Origin of the sequence: Bacillus sp. EB600 (assembly GCF_024494385.1) — a bacterium.
GTDB lineage: Bacteria > Bacillota > Bacilli > Bacillales > Cytobacillaceae > JAEVLT01.
In genome coordinates, this window is sequence record NZ_JAEVLT010000028.1 from 16,745 (window position 1) to 35,555 (window position 18,811).

At 40.4% G+C, this 18,811-nt stretch carries 21 protein-coding genes; all 21 read left to right on the plus strand.

The window, feature by feature from the left end; translation table 11 throughout:
- Window positions 1–232: 232 nt before the first annotated feature.
- Window positions 233–982, plus strand: coding sequence for an SDR family oxidoreductase (locus JN080_RS21170; protein ID WP_256237962.1), 750 nt, complete (start codon window positions 233–235; stop codon window positions 980–982).
- A 469-nt stretch (window positions 983–1,451) separates the two neighbouring features.
- Window positions 1,452–1,892, plus strand: coding sequence for a MaoC/PaaZ C-terminal domain-containing protein (locus tag JN080_RS21175; protein ID WP_256237963.1), 441 nt, complete (start codon window positions 1,452–1,454; stop codon window positions 1,890–1,892).
- Window positions 1,893–2,034: 142 nt separating this feature from the next.
- Window positions 2,035–2,217: a hypothetical protein gene (locus JN080_RS21180; RefSeq protein WP_256237964.1), complete on the plus strand. Its 183-nt coding sequence runs from the start codon at window positions 2,035–2,037 to the stop codon at window positions 2,215–2,217.
- Entirely contained in the window at window positions 2,205–2,543 is a 339-nt protein-coding gene (locus tag JN080_RS21185) for a thiolase family protein (protein ID WP_256238008.1), read from the plus strand. Before JN080_RS21180 ends, JN080_RS21185 begins: the two co-directional genes overlap by 13 nt.
- A 120-nt stretch (window positions 2,544–2,663) precedes the next feature.
- Complete coding sequence (locus JN080_RS21190; RefSeq protein ID WP_256237965.1) at window positions 2,664–3,284, plus strand: TetR/AcrR family transcriptional regulator; 621 nt, start codon at window positions 2,664–2,666, stop codon at window positions 3,282–3,284.
- An 85-nt stretch (window positions 3,285–3,369) separates the two neighbouring features.
- Complete coding sequence (locus JN080_RS21195) at window positions 3,370–4,608, plus strand: thiolase family protein (protein WP_256237966.1); 1,239 nt, start codon at window positions 3,370–3,372, stop codon at window positions 4,606–4,608.
- Between the two features lie 30 nt (window positions 4,609–4,638).
- Entirely contained in the window at window positions 4,639–5,778 is a 1,140-nt protein-coding gene (locus JN080_RS21200) for an acyl-CoA dehydrogenase family protein (protein WP_256237967.1), read from the plus strand.
- An 85-nt stretch (window positions 5,779–5,863) separates the two neighbouring features.
- Window positions 5,864–6,634 carry an SDR family NAD(P)-dependent oxidoreductase gene (locus tag JN080_RS21205; RefSeq protein WP_256237968.1) on the plus strand — a complete coding sequence of 257 codons (771 nt, stop codon included), beginning with the start codon at window positions 5,864–5,866 and terminating at the stop codon, window positions 6,632–6,634.
- An 84-nt stretch (window positions 6,635–6,718) separates the two neighbouring features.
- Entirely contained in the window at window positions 6,719–7,873 is a 1,155-nt protein-coding gene (locus tag JN080_RS21210) for a 2-hydroxyacyl-CoA dehydratase subunit D (RefSeq protein ID WP_256237969.1), read from the plus strand.
- A gap of 31 nt (window positions 7,874–7,904) precedes the next feature.
- Window positions 7,905–9,209: a 2-hydroxyacyl-CoA dehydratase subunit D gene (locus JN080_RS21215; protein WP_256237970.1), complete on the plus strand. Its 1,305-nt coding sequence runs from the start codon at window positions 7,905–7,907 to the stop codon at window positions 9,207–9,209.
- A gap of 113 nt (window positions 9,210–9,322) precedes the next feature.
- Window positions 9,323–10,231 (plus strand): acyl-CoA dehydratase activase, encoded by a 909-nt coding sequence (locus JN080_RS21220; RefSeq protein ID WP_256237971.1) that lies wholly within the window; start codon window positions 9,323–9,325, stop codon window positions 10,229–10,231.
- Between the two features lie 39 nt (window positions 10,232–10,270).
- Window positions 10,271–11,059: an enoyl-CoA hydratase/isomerase family protein gene (locus JN080_RS21225; protein WP_256237972.1), complete on the plus strand. Its 789-nt coding sequence runs from the start codon at window positions 10,271–10,273 to the stop codon at window positions 11,057–11,059.
- Between the two features lie 14 nt (window positions 11,060–11,073).
- Window positions 11,074–11,841, plus strand: a complete 768-nt coding sequence (locus JN080_RS21230; protein WP_256237973.1) for an SDR family NAD(P)-dependent oxidoreductase — start codon at window positions 11,074–11,076, stop codon at window positions 11,839–11,841.
- Window positions 11,842–11,855: 14 nt separating this feature from the next.
- Window positions 11,856–12,884: a hypothetical protein gene (locus JN080_RS21235; protein ID WP_256237974.1), complete on the plus strand. Its 1,029-nt coding sequence runs from the start codon at window positions 11,856–11,858 to the stop codon at window positions 12,882–12,884.
- A 73-nt stretch (window positions 12,885–12,957) separates the two neighbouring features.
- Complete coding sequence (locus JN080_RS21240) at window positions 12,958–14,145, plus strand: CaiB/BaiF CoA transferase family protein (protein ID WP_256237975.1); 1,188 nt, start codon at window positions 12,958–12,960, stop codon at window positions 14,143–14,145.
- Between the two features lie 149 nt (window positions 14,146–14,294).
- On the plus strand, window positions 14,295–15,095 hold the full coding sequence (locus JN080_RS21245; protein ID WP_256237976.1) for an enoyl-CoA hydratase/isomerase family protein: 801 nt from the start codon (window positions 14,295–14,297) through the stop codon (window positions 15,093–15,095).
- A gap of 67 nt (window positions 15,096–15,162) precedes the next feature.
- The gene (locus JN080_RS21250) at window positions 15,163–16,014 is read left to right on the plus strand and encodes a 3-hydroxybutyryl-CoA dehydrogenase (protein ID WP_256237977.1); all 852 of its coding nucleotides are present in this window, start codon (window positions 15,163–15,165) and stop codon (window positions 16,012–16,014) included.
- Window positions 16,015–16,019: 5 nt separating this feature from the next.
- Entirely contained in the window at window positions 16,020–16,796 is a 777-nt protein-coding gene (locus JN080_RS21255; protein ID WP_256237978.1) for an enoyl-CoA hydratase/isomerase family protein, read from the plus strand.
- Window positions 16,797–17,083: 287 nt separating this feature from the next.
- Window positions 17,084–17,233 carry a hypothetical protein gene (locus tag JN080_RS21260; protein ID WP_256237979.1) on the plus strand — a complete coding sequence of 50 codons (150 nt, stop codon included), beginning with the start codon at window positions 17,084–17,086 and terminating at the stop codon, window positions 17,231–17,233.
- A 33-nt stretch (window positions 17,234–17,266) separates the two neighbouring features.
- Complete coding sequence (locus JN080_RS21265; protein ID WP_256237980.1) at window positions 17,267–17,557, plus strand: hypothetical protein; 291 nt, start codon at window positions 17,267–17,269, stop codon at window positions 17,555–17,557.
- Window positions 17,558–17,644: 87 nt separating this feature from the next.
- On the plus strand, window positions 17,645–18,790 hold the full coding sequence (locus JN080_RS21270) for an acyl-CoA dehydrogenase (RefSeq protein ID WP_256238009.1): 1,146 nt from the start codon (window positions 17,645–17,647) through the stop codon (window positions 18,788–18,790).
- The last annotated feature ends 21 nt before the right edge of the window (window positions 18,791–18,811 follow it).

The following is an 18,811-nucleotide window of genomic DNA, read 5'->3' on the forward strand; positions in this document are numbered from 1 at the left end:
ACCATATTTGGGTAAATCCCTACAAATTTTACTTTCTTTGTTAATTGATCACAAGTTTGTTGCCCATGTATTTCAAAAAGACTCTTAGTCTGCTTTATCTGCTTTTTTCTTTTTAGTTTAAGCAAAAAAATTCCCTAGCATTAATGGGAAATCCTGTTAGTGGAATTTTAGTTACAAATACAACTCCATAAATGACTAATTAATTAATATTTAAATATGAGGGGGATTTCTGTTGAGTGGCCTAAAAGAGAAAGTTATAGTGATTACAGGTGCAAGTAGTGGGATTGGAGAAGCGACTGCATTGTCTTTAGCAGAAAAAGGTGCAAAGGTTGTACTAGCAGCAAGAAGAAAATATCGGTTAAAGGAAATAACAGAAAAAATAAAATTAAATGGCGGGTCTGCTATTTATTTTGAGACAGATGTGACTTCCCATAGTAATGTACAAAAACTATCTGAATTTACTATAGAAAAATTCGGAAAAATAGATGTTTGGGTTAACAATGCTGGTATTATGCCACTTTCCTTTTTGAACAAATTAAAAATTGATGAATGGAATCAAATGATAGATGTGAACATCAAAGGAGTACTGTACGGGATTGCAGCAGCCATTCCAATAATGGAGAAACAAGGAAACGGGCATATTATAAATGTTTCTTCTGTTGCTGGGTATTCCGTTGGAATGACTGGAGCAGTGTACAGTGGTACTAAATTTGCAGTTCGAGCTATAACGGAAGGTTTACGTTTAGAACTATCTTCAAGATCAAATATACGTACTACGGTGATTTATCCTGGTTCGGTTGAATCAGATTTGAATAACAATATTACGGATAAAGATGCCCTAAATTTAATAAGTAAAAACCCAAGCCCTAATAAGCTTGAAGGTACAGATATAGCAAACTCTATTATTTATGCTATTGAACAGCCTGACAATGTTTCTGTAAATGAAATTTTAATCCGTCCTACATGGCAGAAAGTATTCTAGTTTATTAATCTTTTTTTGGAAAGTATCAACCGTTACTTAATGAATTAATTTCATAATTATGAGCTCTACGGGCTCAAGGATTTTATACTCAAAAAGGAGTACCTCTTCAACATATCGAAATGAGAAAGTAACTAACACAAACACTATGGACTGGGAGAAGACTTCCTATGACTATAATACATTTGGAAACCTGAATGACAGAAAAGCTGCGATTCCTTTTTAAAAAGAATTCATGATAATGTATCTTATCTTTTTGCAATAAGAATAATTTCCTATTGTTTGCTCATTAATAAAGCTAAAAATGGTAAATCGCACAAAGCTCAGCAAAAAAATGACAAACTCGTCATACGTGATTATAATATTCCTGAATATTACTAAAAGGCTTAATATTCTAAAGGTGGAAGAAATCTATTTACCTGCGCTTGATAAAGGCGCAATAAAAAATATTTTACTAGGGGTGAAGGATTGTATGTATGATAAATATTTTGGATATTTCAGTATTGGAGAGAGATGGGAGTCAAGTGGGAGGACGATAACGGAAACGGATTTAGTATCGTTTTCCGGACTTACAGGAGACTATTCCCCGCTTCATACGGATATTGAATATGCCAAGAACTCCTTTTTTAAGCAGAGAATTGCCCATGGTATGTTAGTATTATCATTTAGTTTTGGTCTGCTAAAATTTGAACCATCTATAGTGATAGCCAATTATGGACTTGATAGATTACGTTATATTGCACCGGTTTTTATTAACGATACAATCCATGTACAACTGGAAGTCTTGGATCTTCATGATAAAGGGAATGGAACGGGAGTGGTTACAGTAAAACATTCGATTCTGAAGCAAACAGGAGAAACGTGTATTGTCGGTAATACGAAAATACTAGTAAAGAAAGAAAAAGGTTCGTAAGTCCTTATTAAATCAACTTCGCCACTTGGTGGATTTAATATATGATTTTTCAAGAATTTTATTATATAGTTATTGACAGTATTGTCATATCTGATAACAATGTTATTAAATATAATTAAAATTTTCATAGGAGCAGGATATTATGAGTTCTGATAATCTCACAAGAACGGAAAGACGGAAGGATTTGATGAGGGAACAGCTCATTCAGGCTGCAATGGATTCGTTTTTGGAAGTGGGATACATAAAGACATTTCTGTTGAATCGCATCGAAAGGCATACGAAGCCATCCAATCAGGGAGGTTTGCACAAGAAATCGCACCGGTAGTGATACCCGACCGGAGACATGGGGAAAAGATCATTGCCCGAGACGAACATGTGAAAGCGGAAACTTCGGTAGAAAAACTTAGTAAACTTAAACCTTCTTTCAGGCGCGACGGGACCGTAACGGCCGGAAATGCAAGCGGAATTAATGATGGTGCTGCAGCGGTTGTTGTTGCATCAAAAAAATTCCTTAACAACCATGCTCATGTAAAGCCACTAGCAAAGATTAAATCATGGGGAATAGCAGGGGTAGATCCTCATATTATGGGAATCGGCCCCGTTCCCGCTATTAAAATTGTTAAAAGCATGGTCGATCAGCAGCTGGTTTGAGTTTATTTTCAAAATATTTTAAATTTTTATAAACATTGACATCTAAGTCATTGACACTGATGTCAATCGTGACTATAATGTAAATTAAGAAAGGAAATAACGATACGGGAGTTAATACCAATGAAAACCGCGAGAACTCAGAAGGAAACGAAAATAAGTCCATATAAGGGATCGATTAGTGAGCAAATCATAAGCGGTGCGATGGATGCGTTTACTGAAATCGGTTACAAGAGGGCTACAGTTAACGATATAACAACTAGAGCGAACGTTGGTTATGGGACCTTTTATCATTACTTCCAGAATAAACAGGACCTCCTTACTAGCTTGGTAGATGACCTCGTAAACAAAGTCGATGTCTATGTTCAGCGCAACAATAAGGACAAAAGTTTATATGAAAATATGAGAAATGAAGCACAAAAAATTTTAGAGTATTACGTAAAAAATAGGGGTATTCTCATTGCACTAAAAGAAGCGGTGATGATCGACAGAAAGTTTGAGGAAAGTTGGTTGAAAATCAGTGAAAGCCTCTTTAAACGAATTGAGCGTGATATTACTGGGGCAATGGAAAAGGGATATTGCCGTAAAGTGAATGTAGAAGTAACGATTCGGTCAATCACCTGTATGTTTGAGGGATATGGCCACTATTTAATGATGAAGGACCAGGGTAAAGAAGATATTCATGAAGTTGCAAACTGTTTGACCAATTTATGCTATCAAGCTTTGTTTAAGATTCAAACATAGCTTTTCTATAAAACCTTCAAGAACGAATCTTAAACAATGAAACTACATAATTAAGAAAAACTAAAGGATTTGGGAGGTTGTACTCATGCAAGATGTTTATATCATCGGAATTGGAATGAATAAGTTTGGAAAGTATCCCGAAGAAACGGTACGTACCATGGCTGAAGATGTAATTCATCAGGCTCTAGAAGATGCAGCGATTAACAAAGAAGACCTTGAAGCTGGCTTTTTTTCTAATACGTTTTGGGGGATGTTCGATAATCAGCATTCGATTCGTGGGCAAGTAGTCTTTAGAGGGATGGGGATTGATCGTATCCCGGTTACGAATGTGGAAAATGCTTGTGCGGGTGCATCCACTGCCCTTCACTTGGCTTATACCGGAATAAGAGCAGGAATGTATGATGTGGCGATTGCTATTGGTTCTGAAAAACTAACCAATCCAGATAAAGCGAAATCATTATCCGCCTATTCTAGCTGTATGGACGTGGAGAATTACGAACAACAGATTCAAACCCTACTGGATTACGGAAAAAACTTGCAGGTGACGCTCCCGGCTGAAGAATCGAAACCAGGTTCTGGCAGAAGTGTTTTTATGGATGTTTACGCGATGATGACGCGTTGGCATATGAGTAGATACGGAACAACTCAAAAGCAGCTCGCGACCATTGCAGCAAAAAATCATTATCATTCTTCTCTTAATCCTAAAGCTCAATATCAGACCGAAATGAGCGTCGAGCAGGTGTTAGCCGATAGCCCGGTAACCTACCCGTTAACTCGCAGTATGTGTGCACCGGTTGGAGACGGAGCGGCAGCTGTCGTTGTTTGCTCGGAGGCTTTTCTTAAGAAATTAGGAAGCAATCGAGCAGTAAAGATTCTCGCATCCATTCATGGACAGGGAAGCAATCGCGACCTCGATGGAGAGGACATTGGAGAAAGACTTGCAAAAGCGGCCTATGAAATGTCAGCTCTTGGTCCAGATGATATCGATTTAGCTGAATTGCATGATGCCACTGCATATGGGGAATTACATCAATGTGAAGCCATGGGTTTTTGCCCTCCAGGGGAAGGTGGAAAGTATGCGGAATCAGGTGCTACGACATTAGGAGGAGAAAAACCAATCAATACAAGTGGAGGCCTTGAAAGCCGAGGACATCCAATTGGTGCATCAGGGCTGGCACAAATTTATGAAATCGTAACCCAGCTAAGAGGAGAAGCAGGGAAACGACAAGTAATTGATGCGAAAATTGGTCTTGCTGAAAATGGTGGCGGAAGCATTGGTGTCGAAGAAGCAGCGATGTGTATCCATATTCTCGGAAATGTATAAACACGAGATTAGTAGAAAGGTAGTGGCAGCATGGATTTTAATTTATCGGATGAAATGATGATGTTAAAGGATATGACATTTAAATTTGCAGAGAACGAAATCGCTCCTTTTTCATTTGAATGTGATAAAGAAGAAAAATATACACCGGAAATTCGTAAAAAAGCGGCGGAACTGGGCCTAGTCGGAGCATGGATCCCCGAACAGTATGGCGGCGCTGGCATGGGGATATTAGGGCAGGCCATTATTACGGAACAGCTGTCGCGGGTAGATATGGGAATTGGAACGAATATTATTACGGCAAGCTTTGGATGTGAATCCATTTATCTTTACGGAACAGAGGAGCAAAAACAAAAGTATCTTCCGAAAGTTTGCTCAGGGGAATGGGTTTCATCCGGTGCCTTCACAGAGCCAAATGCCGGTACGGATGCTGCTGGTTATCAAACAAGGGCAGTTAGTGATGGGGATGATTTTGTTATAAATGGAAGTAAAATCTTTATCACCAATGGAACCGTTAGTGATTTTATGGTGGTTCAGGCGATTACCCAACCTGACGAAAAAAGACATAAGCGATTCTCGCAAATCATCGTAGAGACAAATACCGAAGGAATCACAAGAAGCAAACTACATGGAAAAATGGGAATCCGGGCAAGTGATACAGCACAAATTTCTTTTGAAAATGTCCGTGTGCCTCAATCAAATCTTCTTGGCACGGACGGAAAAGGGTTCCCACAGCTCATGCACTTTTTTGATATTACGCGAATCATGGTTGCTGGTCAGTCACTTGGCTTATCTCAGGCATGTCTTGATGCCTCTGTCAAATATTCGAAAGAACGACATGCCTTTGGGCAACCAATCGGTAACTATCAGGCAACCATGACCAAACTAACGGAAATGGCGATCAAGATTGAAGCCCTAAGAAATCTTGTCTATAAAGCTGCATGGCTGATTGATTCAGGGAAACCAGATTATACGCTATCAGCGATGGCTAAATATTTAGGTGGGCAAACAGCCGTATTTTGTGCGAATGCTGCGATTGAAATACATGGTGGATATGGGTATATGGATGAGTATAGTGTCCAAAAATGGTACCGCGACGCGAAAATCCTTGAACTTTATGAAGGCACAAAAGAAGCAGAAATCATGGCAATTGGCCGCGTTCTACAAACGTAATAAGTTTGTAAACTTTCATTAGAAAAACGGTTGCTATCTAAAATAAAGACTAAAGATTACATTTAAATGCAAAAAGGAGAAGACTATGATAACAAATTTGGATGGGAAGGTCGCTCTCGTTACAGGGGGAACCAATGGCATTGGTAAGGCGACCGCTTTAAAATTAGCCAAGAGTGGAGCAGATGTTGTGATTGCTGGCAGGAACCACGAGGCCGGTGAGCAAATCGTCTCTGAAATCAGGAAAATGGGCAGGCGAGCCCTTTTTCTAGAGTGTGACCTTTGGGTCTATGATTCTGTCAAAGAAATGACAGACCGTGCTGTCACTGAAATGGGAAAACTTGATATTTTAATATCAAACGGAGGGACGACAGTTAAATATGCAAAATTCTTTCATGAACTAGACCCAAACGATTATGTGGGATGTTTAAACACTCAACAATTTACACGGCTATACACCATCCGCGCAGCACTTGACCATATGAGAGAACAAAATTACGGGAAAATTATCATTATTACAAGTGATGCAGGCAGAGTTGCTACACCAAGGGAATCATTAATAGGATCTTCTGCAGCTGGATTAGTCCTTATGAACAAGGCACTTGCCAGTGAGTTTTCACGCTGGCAAATTCGGGTGAATACCCTCTGCCTAACCGTTATTGAGGAAACACCAGCTTTTGATGAGGTAATGGCCAGTGATGCTAGTCATGTTTTTAAAAAAGCGGTTGATCGAGCAAGATTGGGTCTTCCAAACGCGGAAGATGTTGCCGAAGCAGCTTTGTTCTTCGCTTCCCCTGAATCGGATCGGATTACTGGTCAAACATTAAGCATTAATGGCGGGCTTTCATTTTCAGGCTAATAAAGAAGCCAGCTTGATTCCTAGTTTTATCATTTAACAGTCATAAAAATCTAGCAATTTATCAAATTAAGGAGGTTCATTACAATGTATTCAAATTTATCAGCGGATGAAATCTTAAGTCAATTGGCAAGTATTGCAGCAAATCCTTATGAGAGAGCAAAAGAGTGGAAAATGGAAACAGGATCAAAAGTAGTTGGCTGTTACATTATGCATTTTCCTGAAGAGTTGATTCATGCAGCCGGAGCCCTCCCGATTGTCCTCCAGGTAAAAGAAGAACCAATTACTTCGGGTCACGCGTATTATCCTTCTTACTTTTGTGGACCAACACGAAGCATCGTTGACCAAGCGGCAAAAGGGGATTTGGAATTCCTCGACGGATTCGTGGGAGGTGATTATTGTATTCAGGTTGTTGGCGGAACAGAGGTATTAGGGAATCTTCTTCCAAACGCAAATAACATGTTTTTCCGCCTGCCGGTTGGTAATCAGCCTTGGACACATGGAGATATCGTTACGGGCTTAAAAGAATTAAAGCGTGATATTCAACGCTTTACAGGAAACGAAATCAGTGATGAGTCAATTTCCAAAAGCATTCGGATTTATAACAAAAACCGCAGCCTTATTCGCGAAATATATGCACTAAAATCCGAAAATCCTGGTTTATTAACAGCAAGTGAAATGTTATCCATTATTAAATCAAGTATGGTCATGCCGAAAGAGGAACATAACGCAATTCTTGAAACGCTCGTACCAAAGCTTGCAAAGCAAAAGGATTCTAGAGGAAGCGATGCCGTACGTGTCTTTATTTCTGGCAGCTTATGTGGAGCGCCGAAAAGCGAAGTCTTATCTCTAATTGAAGAATCAGGAGCCGTTGTTGTCGGTGATGACCTATTCCACGGTTTAAGATATACAAGCAACAATATTGCCGAAGAAAGGGAGCCATTAGATGCGATTGCCCTGAATTATCTGGATAAGAACACAAGTGTCCCTTGTCCAACTAGATGTGACCCAAAAACTGATTGGCCACAGTACCTTGTCGATTCTGTGAGAAAGAATAAGGCCGATCAGCTTGTTATCCTGATGACACAATTTTGTGAGCCCCATATGTTCTTTTATCCAGATATTAAAGATGCGATGCAAGCAGAGGGAATCCCCCATCTGTTGCTAGAAATCTCACATGAACTCGATTCCATTGAAACGATTAAGACTAGACTTGAAGCCTTTGTTGAAATGGCTGTTTAATTTAAAAAAAGAATGAAAGGGATGGGGATAAATGGCAGTACAGGAAGCAAAAAAAGCAAATCGATTAAAATCTGGAAAGTTAGTGAATAAACTGGTTAATGAGTATTGGGAAGATTTGATTAATGCAAAGAAATCTGGGAAAAAGGTCGTTTATACGACAGGTCTGCCGATTGGACCTTTCATGGCGGCCCAAGATATGGCATGGATCCATGGAGAAGGATACGGGGCACGTGTTGCGGCGAGGCATGAGGAAAAAGAACCCCAAATATTTGCTGAAAATCGTGGCTTCAATCGCGAATTATGCTCCTATGCAAGAACGCAGATGGGATGTGCCATGTTTGCTGAACTAGGGGTTCCAGATGATCTAACACCTGGACCAATTGCTACCGAAATCCCAGCACCCGATGCAATTGTCACCTGCTATCCTGGATGTTCTACCGGTCCTCAGTGGGACTGGGCCATCGAACGAGTCTTTGGTAAAAAGATTCCTTGGTTTAACGTCGTCATTCCATACCATATGGGACGTAACGGCTCTACCTATATGAAGGGCGAAGAATTTGAGGAAAATGTGAAATATGTTGTCAGACAGTTTGAAGATTTGATTAAGTTCCTAGAGGTCGTTAGCGGCAAGCCTTATAACTGGGATAAATTCAGAGAGTTAATGGGTGTGACAAAGCAAGTTGGTAAACTTCGTATGGAGGCAATGGAGTTATGCCAAGCGAAACCAGCCCCTGCTAGTTTCTTTGATTGGACGATTCAAATTGCTCCAGTTAATTATTTGACTGCATGGCCGGGAACCGTAGAAGCGATGCAAGCGGTTAAGGATGAAGTTCAGGAAAGACTTGATAATGGCATTAGCGCTGTTCCAAATGAAAAATACCGAATTTTCTGGGAGGGAATTATGAACTGGAACAAGCTCGGTTGGATGGCTAATAAGTTTGCAAGCTATGATGCCACAGTTGTCGCAGGTCGTTATACACATATGGCCTTCTGGCATGAGCCTGATTCCATCGATCCTGAAAATCCGCTCCGCGGAATTGCCATCAATCATCTTGAATGCCAACTAAATCTTGGTTACCCAATTACTGAAGAGCGAATGATGAAACTATCTGAAGATTATTCGATCGATGGAATTGTCTTCCATGGAGCTAGAACATGTCGCTCTTTTTCAAGATCACATTTCCTATTGGCAGAAAACTTGAATAAGAAAATGGGCATCCAGTCAACTTCATTTGAAGGGGACATGGTAGATGAATCCTTCTATAAAGAAGAACTTGTCAATACCCGTATCGAAGCATTAATTGAAAGCCTTGAGGCAAGGAAAAGCAGAGGATAAGGTTTTTTCGAAAAGGGCGAATCCGGGAATGTTACCCATTCCCGGGGAATTCTTCAATCGTGAAATTGGAATCATCTTGTACGAATGAAGATGATGAAAAAGGAGTGAGTGTAATGACAGCTAAAGGAGAAGGAACACCGTTTTATACAATGGGTGTTGATAGCGGTTCATTAACAGGGAAAGCCGTGATTCTGGATGGAGAGAAACGAATCGTTTCACACAGTGTGAAGCAGTTGGGATTTGTAAGTGATAAAGCAGTGAAATTGGCGATTGAAGAAGCATTGGAAAAAGCAGGACTTGAGCTTGAAGATATATCTTTTACTGTCAGTACCGGATATGGGCGGAAGCGGTTAGCCATTGCCGGGAAAAATTTAACGGAAATTAGCTGCCATGCAAGAGGAGCGAACTATTTATCTCCTGAAGTAAAAACGGTGATTGATATTGGCGGCCAGGATAGTAAAGTGATCGCCGTGGACCCTGTCGGGAATGTTAAAAATTTTGCTATGAATGACAAATGTGCCGCCGGAACCGGACAATTTTTAGAAGTATTAGCAAGAGCATTGGATGTCGAATTATCTGAAATTGGCGAATTGTCACTAAAGTCGGATGCCGATATTAAAATTAGCAGTATGTGCACAACATTTGCGGAATCGGAAGTGATTTCTTTAGTTGCTGACGGAAATACAACCGAAGATATTCTTTCCGGCATGCATCGAGCCATTTCAGCACGTATGAAAGGCTTGGTCGGCCGTGTCGGAATGCAGACACCTGTGATGATGACAGGAGGTGGAGCCAAAAACATCGGTTTGGTTACGGCGTTAGAAAAATCATTAGGTGTTTCGATTTTTATTCCGGATGATCCGCAAATCGTCGGTGCTTTAGGGGCAGCGATTTTTGCCAATGACTTTGCAACAGGTCTCAGGAAAAAAGTTGAAGAGGAAGAGAATTTAGATTCAGCGCGGGGTCCATCTAAGGATTGCTCGACATGTATTGTTCAGAATATTCAGTTAAAAATTAAATAATGAATGAAAACAAGGACTTTATAAAGAAAGGTGAGGCCTGTGGAATTTCAAACAATCCAATTTGAACGCCGGTGCGCCGGTGCATGGATTTTTTTAAACATGCCGAAAAAGATGAATTCGATATCGTCACAAATGCTGACGGAATTGGACAGCGTCCTGAATGAATGTCAAGCAGACGACAGGATCAGGGCAATCGTTTTTACTGGAAAAGGTGAAGCCTTTTGCGCTGGAGCAGACCTCAAAAATGTGCTTTCTTCCCTTAACAATGCTGAACCGGGTACGAGAGATTTCCTCGATTTGTTTGGGGAAGTTTGCCATATGATTCGGAAAATGCCGAAGCCGGTAATTGCAGCAGTGAACGGGCTGGCACTGGCAGGGGGACTTGAACTCGTGATGTCCTGTGATATCGTCTTTGCAGCTGAAAGTGCAAAGATTGGCGATGCCCACTCCAATTTTGGTGTATTTCCAGGTGCGGGCGGTGCAGCCGTTCTTCCAAAGAAGATTGGTCTTAACCGGGCAAAACACCTTTTGTTTAGCGGGGAATTCCTTTCAGCTGCTGAGATGGAAAGGTTTGGTCTGGTCCATAAGGTTGTGCCGGATGAGGAACTTGCCAGGGAAGTAGAACAGTATGTTGAGATGCTAGCGTCTAAAAGTCCATTGGTGCTGCGGCGCATGAAAGAAGTGGCAAACGCCTCGCTTGATCAAACTCAGGAAGCGGCGCTTCGTCACGAGATACTGAATCTTCGACAGCACGTTCGTTCATATGATCTTGCTGAGGGATTGAAAGCTTTCACAGAGAAACGCCAACCGGAATTTAAGGGGTATTGAGGGGGAAACAAGAAATGAAAATAGAAAATCGGGTGTTTATCATCACAGGAGGTGCCTCGGGACTTGGTGAAGCGTGTTCGAGGCTGTTTGTGGAATCTGGTGCTAAGGTCGGAATCCTGGACCTAAATGAGGACAGGGGGGAGAACTTAGCAAGAGAGCTTGGCGGCTCTGCTCTATTCTGTAAAACGGACGTGTCTAATGAGAGCTCTGTATGGGAATCTGTGGATGATGTTGTTAAAACCTTTGGATCCATACACGTGGCAGTCAACTGTGCAGGTCTTATTTATGCTTCTAAGGTTTACTCAAAGAAAGGTCTTTTCCCAATGGAAATGTTCAATAAAGTCATCCAGGTCAATCTAATCGGCACGATGAACGTAGTTCGCTATGCTGTACGAGAAATGATGAAGAACGAACCAGATGATAATGGGGAAAGAGGGGTCATTGTCAATACATCCTCTGCTGCGGCTTTTGGCGGTCAATTAGGACAGGCGGCGTACAGTGCATCCAAAGCTGGAGTAGTCGGCATGACTCTTCCCATTGCCCGTGAGATTGGGGATTATGGGATGCGGATCGTTTCAATTGCACCAGGTTTGTTTGATACGCAAATGTCCAGTGGCATGCCTGAGTCTTTTAAACAGGAGGTTACGAAGCATATTCCTTTCCCAAAACGTCTGGGTAAAACGGCGGAGTATGCGTCAACAGTAAGGCATATCGTAGAGAACCCTTATCTAAACGGAACGACCATTATGCTTGATGGTGCAGCACAGCTGCCTGCTAAGTAAGAGAGGTATGAGGCGTGACAATAGAATTTAGGAAAGTAGAAGAGTGGTTTACTTTTAAGGATAGCCAAGGAAATTTAATAGAAAGAAAAACGGAAATTCGCTTTGATCCGCTTACAGGAGAATCGTCACGCTTAATTTATGATCCAGGGTTAAAAATAATCCCTCCTGATTATACAGAGGTAGCTGTCCAAACAGGCGGGACTAATTGTCCGTTCTGTAGTGAAAATTTAGTAAAAATGACTCCAATTTTTCTCGAAGAAATCACTGGAGAAGGAAGGATTCAACAAGGAATAGCAGTTGTTGTACCAAATCTTTTCCCGTACAGCAAACATAATGGAGTTGTTATCATTTCTGATCAGCATTATGTCCGTCTAGAGGAATTTACCACGAGTATGCTGAGAGATGCATTCATGGCAGCTCAAATATATATCCAAAAAATAGTGCCTACTGATTCAAAGGCAAAATATGCTTCTATAAATTGGAACTACCTGCCATTATCAGGAGGAAGTATTCTCCATCCGCATATACAAGTGATGGTTTCAGAATCGCCGACAAACTACCAATTCCGAACAATTGAAAAGACAGACGCATTTGAAAGGGAAATGGGTAAAGTTTATTTTACTTCCTTATTAGAGAAAGAAAAGAACCTAGGTGAAAGATGGATCGGTGAAGTTGGAAACATTGCTTGGATGCATGCCTTCTCTCCAAAAGGTCAGAATGATTTCATGGCTATTTTTTCTCAACGGCATTCTGTCAATGATCTTATCGAACAAGACTGGTTAAATTTTGCGAAAGGATTAACTGCTATCTTTTCTACATTATCGGAACAAGGATTGGAAAGTTTTAATTTATCTATAAATCTATCAATGGATCCAGAAGCAAATCAGCCGATCCATGCCCGTCTAATCCCACGGCATACACTGGGATTTCTCAATACAAGTGATATCAATTTCTTCCAGGCCTTGCATCAAGAAACACTGTCATTTAAAGCACCCGAAGAGATTGCCGTTAAAGCCAGGCATTATTTTAATAACATCAGATAATGGCTGTTGTGCAGGGGGCAGGAAAGTAAAGCCCCGATAGAGATAGAATTCTATACGCAGAAAGGGGAAAAAAATGGCTGGAGCGCTTGAAGGTTTAAAAATACTAGATTTCAGTACATTGGTTCCGGGGCCTTACGCCACCATGTGCTTAGCAGATATGGGAGCTGATGTTCTCAGGATTAAATCTGGATCCCGGCCTGATGTGGTGGATTTTTTACCGCCTTTCCTGCCTGGGACAGAGTTGTCAGCCGTATCGGCACAGTTGAGCAGGAACAAAAAACTCATGACCCTAAATTTGAAGGATTCTCGTGCAATCAAAGTGATTCATCAACTTCTGAGTGAGTACGATATTATTATTGAACAATTCCGTCCAGGAGTGATGGCAAAACTAAATCTTGACTACGAAAGTCTGAAAAAAGTAAATCCGAGGTTGATATATTGCTCGTTAACTGGATATGGACAAACAGGTCCGATGAGGGATCGTGCAGGACATGATATTAACTACATAGCAATGTCTGGTGTCGCATCTTACTCGGGGAAGAAAGCATCAGGCCCGCCACTTATGGGAGTGCAAATTGCAGATATTGCTTCAGGTTCTAACAATGCAATTATCGGTATTCTTTCAGCAGTCATTTATCGGGAGCGGACTGGAAAAGGTCAGCATATCGATGTTTCAATGACTGACGGGATGGTTGCATTCAATTCGTTCATGCAGGGGGCTGCCTATTTAGTTGATGGAAAAGACATAGGAATGGAAGAAAACCTTGTTAATGGAGGATCACTGTACGATTACTATGAGACTCTGGATGGAAGATATCTAAGTTTTGGCGGGGTTGAGCCGCAATTTTATAAAGCTTTTTGCCAAACAATTGGCAAACCAGATCTTGCTGCTGAAGGAGTAGCTCCAAAGGACGGGGCTAAAATTAAGGAAGAGATTCGGGAGATTATAAAGACGAAATCATTAAATGAGTGGATGACATTATTCAATGCTGCGGATGCCTGTGTTGAGCCGGTACTTACGCTTTCTGAAGTATTAGAGGGGCCTCTTGTGAAAGAACGAAGTATGGTCGTTGAGGTTCCTGGACCGAATGGGAGAAAGGTGAAACAGATTGCAAATCCGATTAAGTTTTCAGAATCTTCCCCAGAGTACCGTCATACAGGGATTTCTATATCAGATGCTAACACGGAAGAAGTCATGAAAAGTCACGGATACTCGCAAGAAAAAATCGAGGAATTTTCTAATACAGGCCTTTTCAGTTGATTAAGAAAAGGAAAGACAATTCAAGAACCGTTTATAAGAGATATAAAATGGAACATTGTAATTCAAAGCTGCGTACTGGAATGGCAGTGTTAAGGACAAATCCAATCTAATTGGGATATGAATTGTTTACACGAAGGGGAGTTGTAGATATGTATGAAGGGGAAAAAACTGTAAAAAATAGTTTGGTAAGTTTGGAGTTAGACGGTGATGTGGCCGTCATAATCATTGATAATCCGCCGGTAAATGCTGTAAATTCAGAAGTTATGGCTCAGCTTAACCAGATCCTTCATCATGTGGAAGAGTTAGAAAAAGTCCGGGCTGCTGTTATTACTGGAGCAGGGGAGAAGGCTTTTGTGGCTGGAGCAGATATTAAACAATTTACAGATCTGGATGAGTCCTCCGGGAAAGCACTGGCCTTATTTGGACAGTCTGTTTTTGAAAAAATCAGCCGCTTAAATATTCCTGTAATTTGTGCTGTCAATGGATTTGCACTTGGAGCAGGTTGTGAACTGGCCTTGGCCTGTGATATCCGTTTTGCTGCTATGAATGCAAAGTTTGGGCTTCCAGAGGTAGGACTCGGGATCATCCCTGGGTATGGGGGCACTCAAAGACTGGCAAGACTGATCGGTTCAGGAAAAGCAAAGGAACTTATTCTTTCCGGTGAACAGATCTCGGCAGAGGAAGCCTATCGAATTGGCCTTGTAGAAAGAATAGTTCCCGCAGGGGAAGCTTTGAATAGCTCAATAGTATTTGCACGAAAGATAGCAAGAAATGCTCCATTGGCTTTAGAAAGAGCTAAACGGGCAATAGATACGGGGCTCAATATGAGCTTACAAGAAGGCATTCAATTTGAAGCGGATCTGTTTGGACAACTTTGTGAAACAAAAGATAAAAATGAAGGGGCTGCAGCATTTTTGGAAAAAAGATCTCCGAAATTCGAAGGACAGTAATCCAAACCAGATTATTTAATAAAACAAAGTTAAAATAAAAGCTTTATAAGGAGATGAAGAATTAATTATGAAAACAATTGGAGTGGTGGGAGCAGGAACCATGGGGAATAGAATTGCGCAGGTGGCCGCAGAAGCAGGTTACTACGTGATTATGCGTGATGTAGAAAAAGGATTTGTAGAAAAAGGATTAGCTTCAATTCAAAAAAACATAAACCGGGCTGTAGAAAAAGGGAAAATGGAGCAAGGAAGGGCACAACAAATTTTAGATAGAATCAGTGGTACCGTAAATTTGCAGGACTTGGCTGATGCGGACGTAGTCATCGAAGCAATTATTGAAAAGTTGGAACCTAAAAAGGCTCTATTTAAGGAACTTGATGTCATTTGCAAAGACTCCACAATCTTTGCTACTAATACCTCTGGTTTAAGTATTACCGAGATTGCTTCCGTAACAAACAGACCCAATAAGGTTATAGGCATGCATTTCTTTAATCCGGTTCCTGTAATGAAGTTGATCGAAATTATTAAGGGTCAGGAAACTTCAAATGAGTGCTTTGAAATTGTAAAGAACTTAACAGAATCCTTTGGAAAAACAGGAATTCAGGTAAATGATGCACCATTGTTTGCGGTCAATCGAATTTTGGTGCCAATGCTTAATGAAGCCATCTTTGTTCTCGCGGAGGGAACTGCCAGTGCTGAGGATATTGACGAGGGTATGAAGCTTGGGGCAAACCACCCGATCGGACCCCTTGCATTAGCGGATCTTATTGGTTTGGACACTTTGCTCTTTGTAACCGAAACATTATATACGGAGACATATGACAGCAAATACCGCCCATGTCCATTGCTGAAGAAGCTTGTACGTGCAGGACATTTAGGCAGGAAGACAGGCAAGGGATTTTATGATTATGAAAGCAGGTGAACATAATGTCTAAACCCATAGAAGTGAATATTGAAGATGGGATTGGAATTATTACGTTAAATCGTCCAGAAAAACTAAATTCATTATCGTTTGAGTTAATCGAAGCATTTACTCTGGAATTGGAAAAATTAGATAAAAATAAAAAAGTGAAAGTAATTATTGTATCGGCTGAAGGAAAAGCATTTTGCGCGGGCGGAGATTTGGAGACAATGAAGAATTTATCCGAATCAAATGACAAACTTGATTATATGCAAAAAGCCTCTGGTTTGACTAAGACAATCCTTAGCCTTGATAAATATGTTGTTTCCGCTGTCCATGGATTTGCAGCAGGGGCAGGTTTTAGTTTAGCACTTGCATCGGATTTTATTGTAGCTGACAGCTCCGCAAAGTTTGGTTTGAATTTTGTACATGTGGGGGTCATTCCTGATCTAGGTTTAATGAAATTACTTTCGGAACGAGTACCTGTGGCTATTGCCAAAGAATGGATTTTGTCCGGGAAAGTAATTTCGGCGGAAGAAGCAAAAAATTGGGGGATTATCAATCGAATATCGGAAGAAGATGTTCTTCAAGAAGCAATTGAATTCTCTCAGATCATATTAAAGGGCCCCCAGTTAAGCAACAAATATGTTAAACAAATGTTCAATCATACCGTAAATTTAAATTGGGATATTGTCCTGAATCAAGAAAATATGATTCAAACATTCCTTATGCAAACAGAAGACTATCAGGAGGGGCTTAGGGCCTTTTATGATAAAAGAGATCCTCATTTCAATAGAATTTAAGTAGACTAAATAGAAATAAATAGCTTTAGGTAAAGAAAAATAAATAAAAGTATCTAATATTTTCTGATAATCAGTAATATTTCTACAACAAAGATAAAAATTTGATTAAATTTATTTATAGTTACTAGGAAAAATCGAAATTTTGCTTTTAAATTGGCAAGATATATTTCCTAATAGACGTTTAAGGTACTCGAAGTAGAGAGATTAATATCAAAATATATATAAGATAAGGGTTTTAAGATTGATGTAATGGTATAACCATAAGTATTTGTAAATAAGGAGTAAAAATGAGTTTGTTAGAATCTGAAATTCTGCCTAAAGTAAAAAAAACTAAAAATGGAGTTCCTACTGTGATTGAATGGAACGGACAAAGATATATTTTAGATCATGTGAATCAGCAGAAGCCCAAGAAAAACATGTTTCAAAAATCCGATTAAGTAAGATGGTCCCGGTTAAATTGGAGGAAACACATGAAAATAAGTGGAGAAATCTATAACAAAAGAACATATATAGATGACTACAGACAGAATATTACCAGTATTTTATTTGTTGAATTAGAAAAAATGATAAAAGTTAATGGTGAGATGATTAAGTTTATCCCAATAATATGTGACGGTTTTTCCGATTTTAATATAGGGGAGAAAATAGAAGTTGATGGGGTAATCAGTTTTGAATCTATTAAGACCTCGAAAGGAAATCGTAGTTTTTCACTAAACCCTGTTATCCGCCTTTGTCAAGGAGAACCGGTTAGTAATCTATAGGAAAAATTCTCTAGCTTTTAATAAAACCAAATAATCACTTTTGAATAAGGAAAGGAAACGGACCTTTTACAAATGGAGGATGCTATGATGCACTTTCAATTATCAGAAGAGTATGAAATGATCCGAAAGATGGTGCGGGATTTTGCAAAGAAAGAAGTAGCACCTACAGCGGAAGAACGTGATGAAGAAGAACGCTTTGACCGGGAGATTTTCCGAAAGATGGCCGAGCTCGGTTTAACAGGTATTCCATGGCCTGAAAAATATGGTGGCATCGGCAGTGACTATGTTTCTTACTGTATAGCGGTAGAAGAACTGTCCCGTGTATGCGCTTCAACTGGTGTTACACTCTCTGCACACACCTCTTTAGCAGGATGGCCTGTCTTTAAATTTGGAACAGAAGAACAAAAACAAAAATACTTAAAACCGATGGCACAAGGAGAAAAAATCGGCGCCTACGGTTTAACTGAGCCAGGCTCCGGTTCCGATGCCGGCGGCATGAAAACAACTGCCCGCAAAGCAGGTAATGAGTATATTTTGAACGGCTCCAAAATTTTTATTACGAATGCAGGGATTGCGGATATCTATATTGTTTTCGCGGTAACAGATCCCTCATCTGAAAAGAATGGGATAACCGCTTTTATTATCGAAAAAGATTTTCCCGGCTTCTATATAGGAAAAAAAGAAAAGAAAATGGGGATCAGGTCTTCGCCGACAGCGGAAATTATCTTTGAAGATTGCCTTGTACCGAAGGAAAATGTGCTCGGTGAAGAAGGGAAAGGGTTTAAAGTAGCAATGATGACCTTGGACGGGGGACGTAATGGAATTGCAGCCCAGGCGCTCGGAATTGCTCAGGGTGCTTTAGACGCAGCTGTAGGATATGCAAAAGAACGACAGCAATTCGGCAAGTCAATCGCCGCTAATCAGGGTATTTCTTTTAAACTGGCAGATATGGCAACGGCAGTTGAATCTTCACGTCTATTAACCTATCAGGCTGCGTGGCTGGAATCCAACGGTTTGCCCTACGGAAAAGAGTCGGCAATGTCGAAGCTGTTAGCAAGTGATACGGCGATGAAGGTTACAACAGAAGCTGTTCAAATATTTGGTGGCTACGGTTATACAAAGGATTATCCAGTAGAACGTTTTATGCGTGATGCCAAGATTACACAAATTTATGAGGGAACAAACGAAATTCAACGAATGGTAATTGCAGGAAACCTTTTAAACGGCAAATAAATAGAACAAGGCAGGTGGTGC

Coding starts and splice junctions, on each gene's coding strand:
- JN080_RS21190 (WP_256237965.1), top strand. CDS start 2,664: ATGAAAACCGCGAGAACTCAGAAGGAAACGAAAATAAGTCCATATAAG.
- JN080_RS21210 (WP_256237969.1), top strand. CDS start 6,719: ATGTATTCAAATTTATCAGCGGATGAAATCTTAAGTCAATTGGCAAGT.
- JN080_RS21180 (WP_256237964.1), top strand. CDS start 2,035: ATGAGTTCTGATAATCTCACAAGAACGGAAAGACGGAAGGATTTGATG.
- JN080_RS21175 (WP_256237963.1), top strand. CDS start 1,452: ATGTATGATAAATATTTTGGATATTTCAGTATTGGAGAGAGATGGGAG.
- JN080_RS21240 (WP_256237975.1), top strand. CDS start 12,958: ATGGCTGGAGCGCTTGAAGGTTTAAAAATACTAGATTTCAGTACATTG.
- JN080_RS21230 (WP_256237973.1), top strand. CDS start 11,074: ATGAAAATAGAAAATCGGGTGTTTATCATCACAGGAGGTGCCTCGGGA.
- JN080_RS21260 (WP_256237979.1), top strand. CDS start 17,084: ATGAGTTTGTTAGAATCTGAAATTCTGCCTAAAGTAAAAAAAACTAAA.
- JN080_RS21245 (WP_256237976.1), top strand. CDS start 14,295: ATGTATGAAGGGGAAAAAACTGTAAAAAATAGTTTGGTAAGTTTGGAG.
- JN080_RS21250 (WP_256237977.1), top strand. CDS start 15,163: ATGAAAACAATTGGAGTGGTGGGAGCAGGAACCATGGGGAATAGAATT.
- JN080_RS21255 (WP_256237978.1), top strand. CDS start 16,020: ATGTCTAAACCCATAGAAGTGAATATTGAAGATGGGATTGGAATTATT.
- JN080_RS21220 (WP_256237971.1), top strand. CDS start 9,323: ATGACAGCTAAAGGAGAAGGAACACCGTTTTATACAATGGGTGTTGAT.
- JN080_RS21195 (WP_256237966.1), top strand. CDS start 3,370: ATGCAAGATGTTTATATCATCGGAATTGGAATGAATAAGTTTGGAAAG.
- JN080_RS21205 (WP_256237968.1), top strand. CDS start 5,864: ATGATAACAAATTTGGATGGGAAGGTCGCTCTCGTTACAGGGGGAACC.
- JN080_RS21215 (WP_256237970.1), top strand. CDS start 7,905: ATGGCAGTACAGGAAGCAAAAAAAGCAAATCGATTAAAATCTGGAAAG.
- JN080_RS21265 (WP_256237980.1), top strand. CDS start 17,267: ATGAAAATAAGTGGAGAAATCTATAACAAAAGAACATATATAGATGAC.
- JN080_RS21270 (WP_256238009.1), top strand. CDS start 17,645: ATGCACTTTCAATTATCAGAAGAGTATGAAATGATCCGAAAGATGGTG.
- JN080_RS21200 (WP_256237967.1), top strand. CDS start 4,639: ATGGATTTTAATTTATCGGATGAAATGATGATGTTAAAGGATATGACA.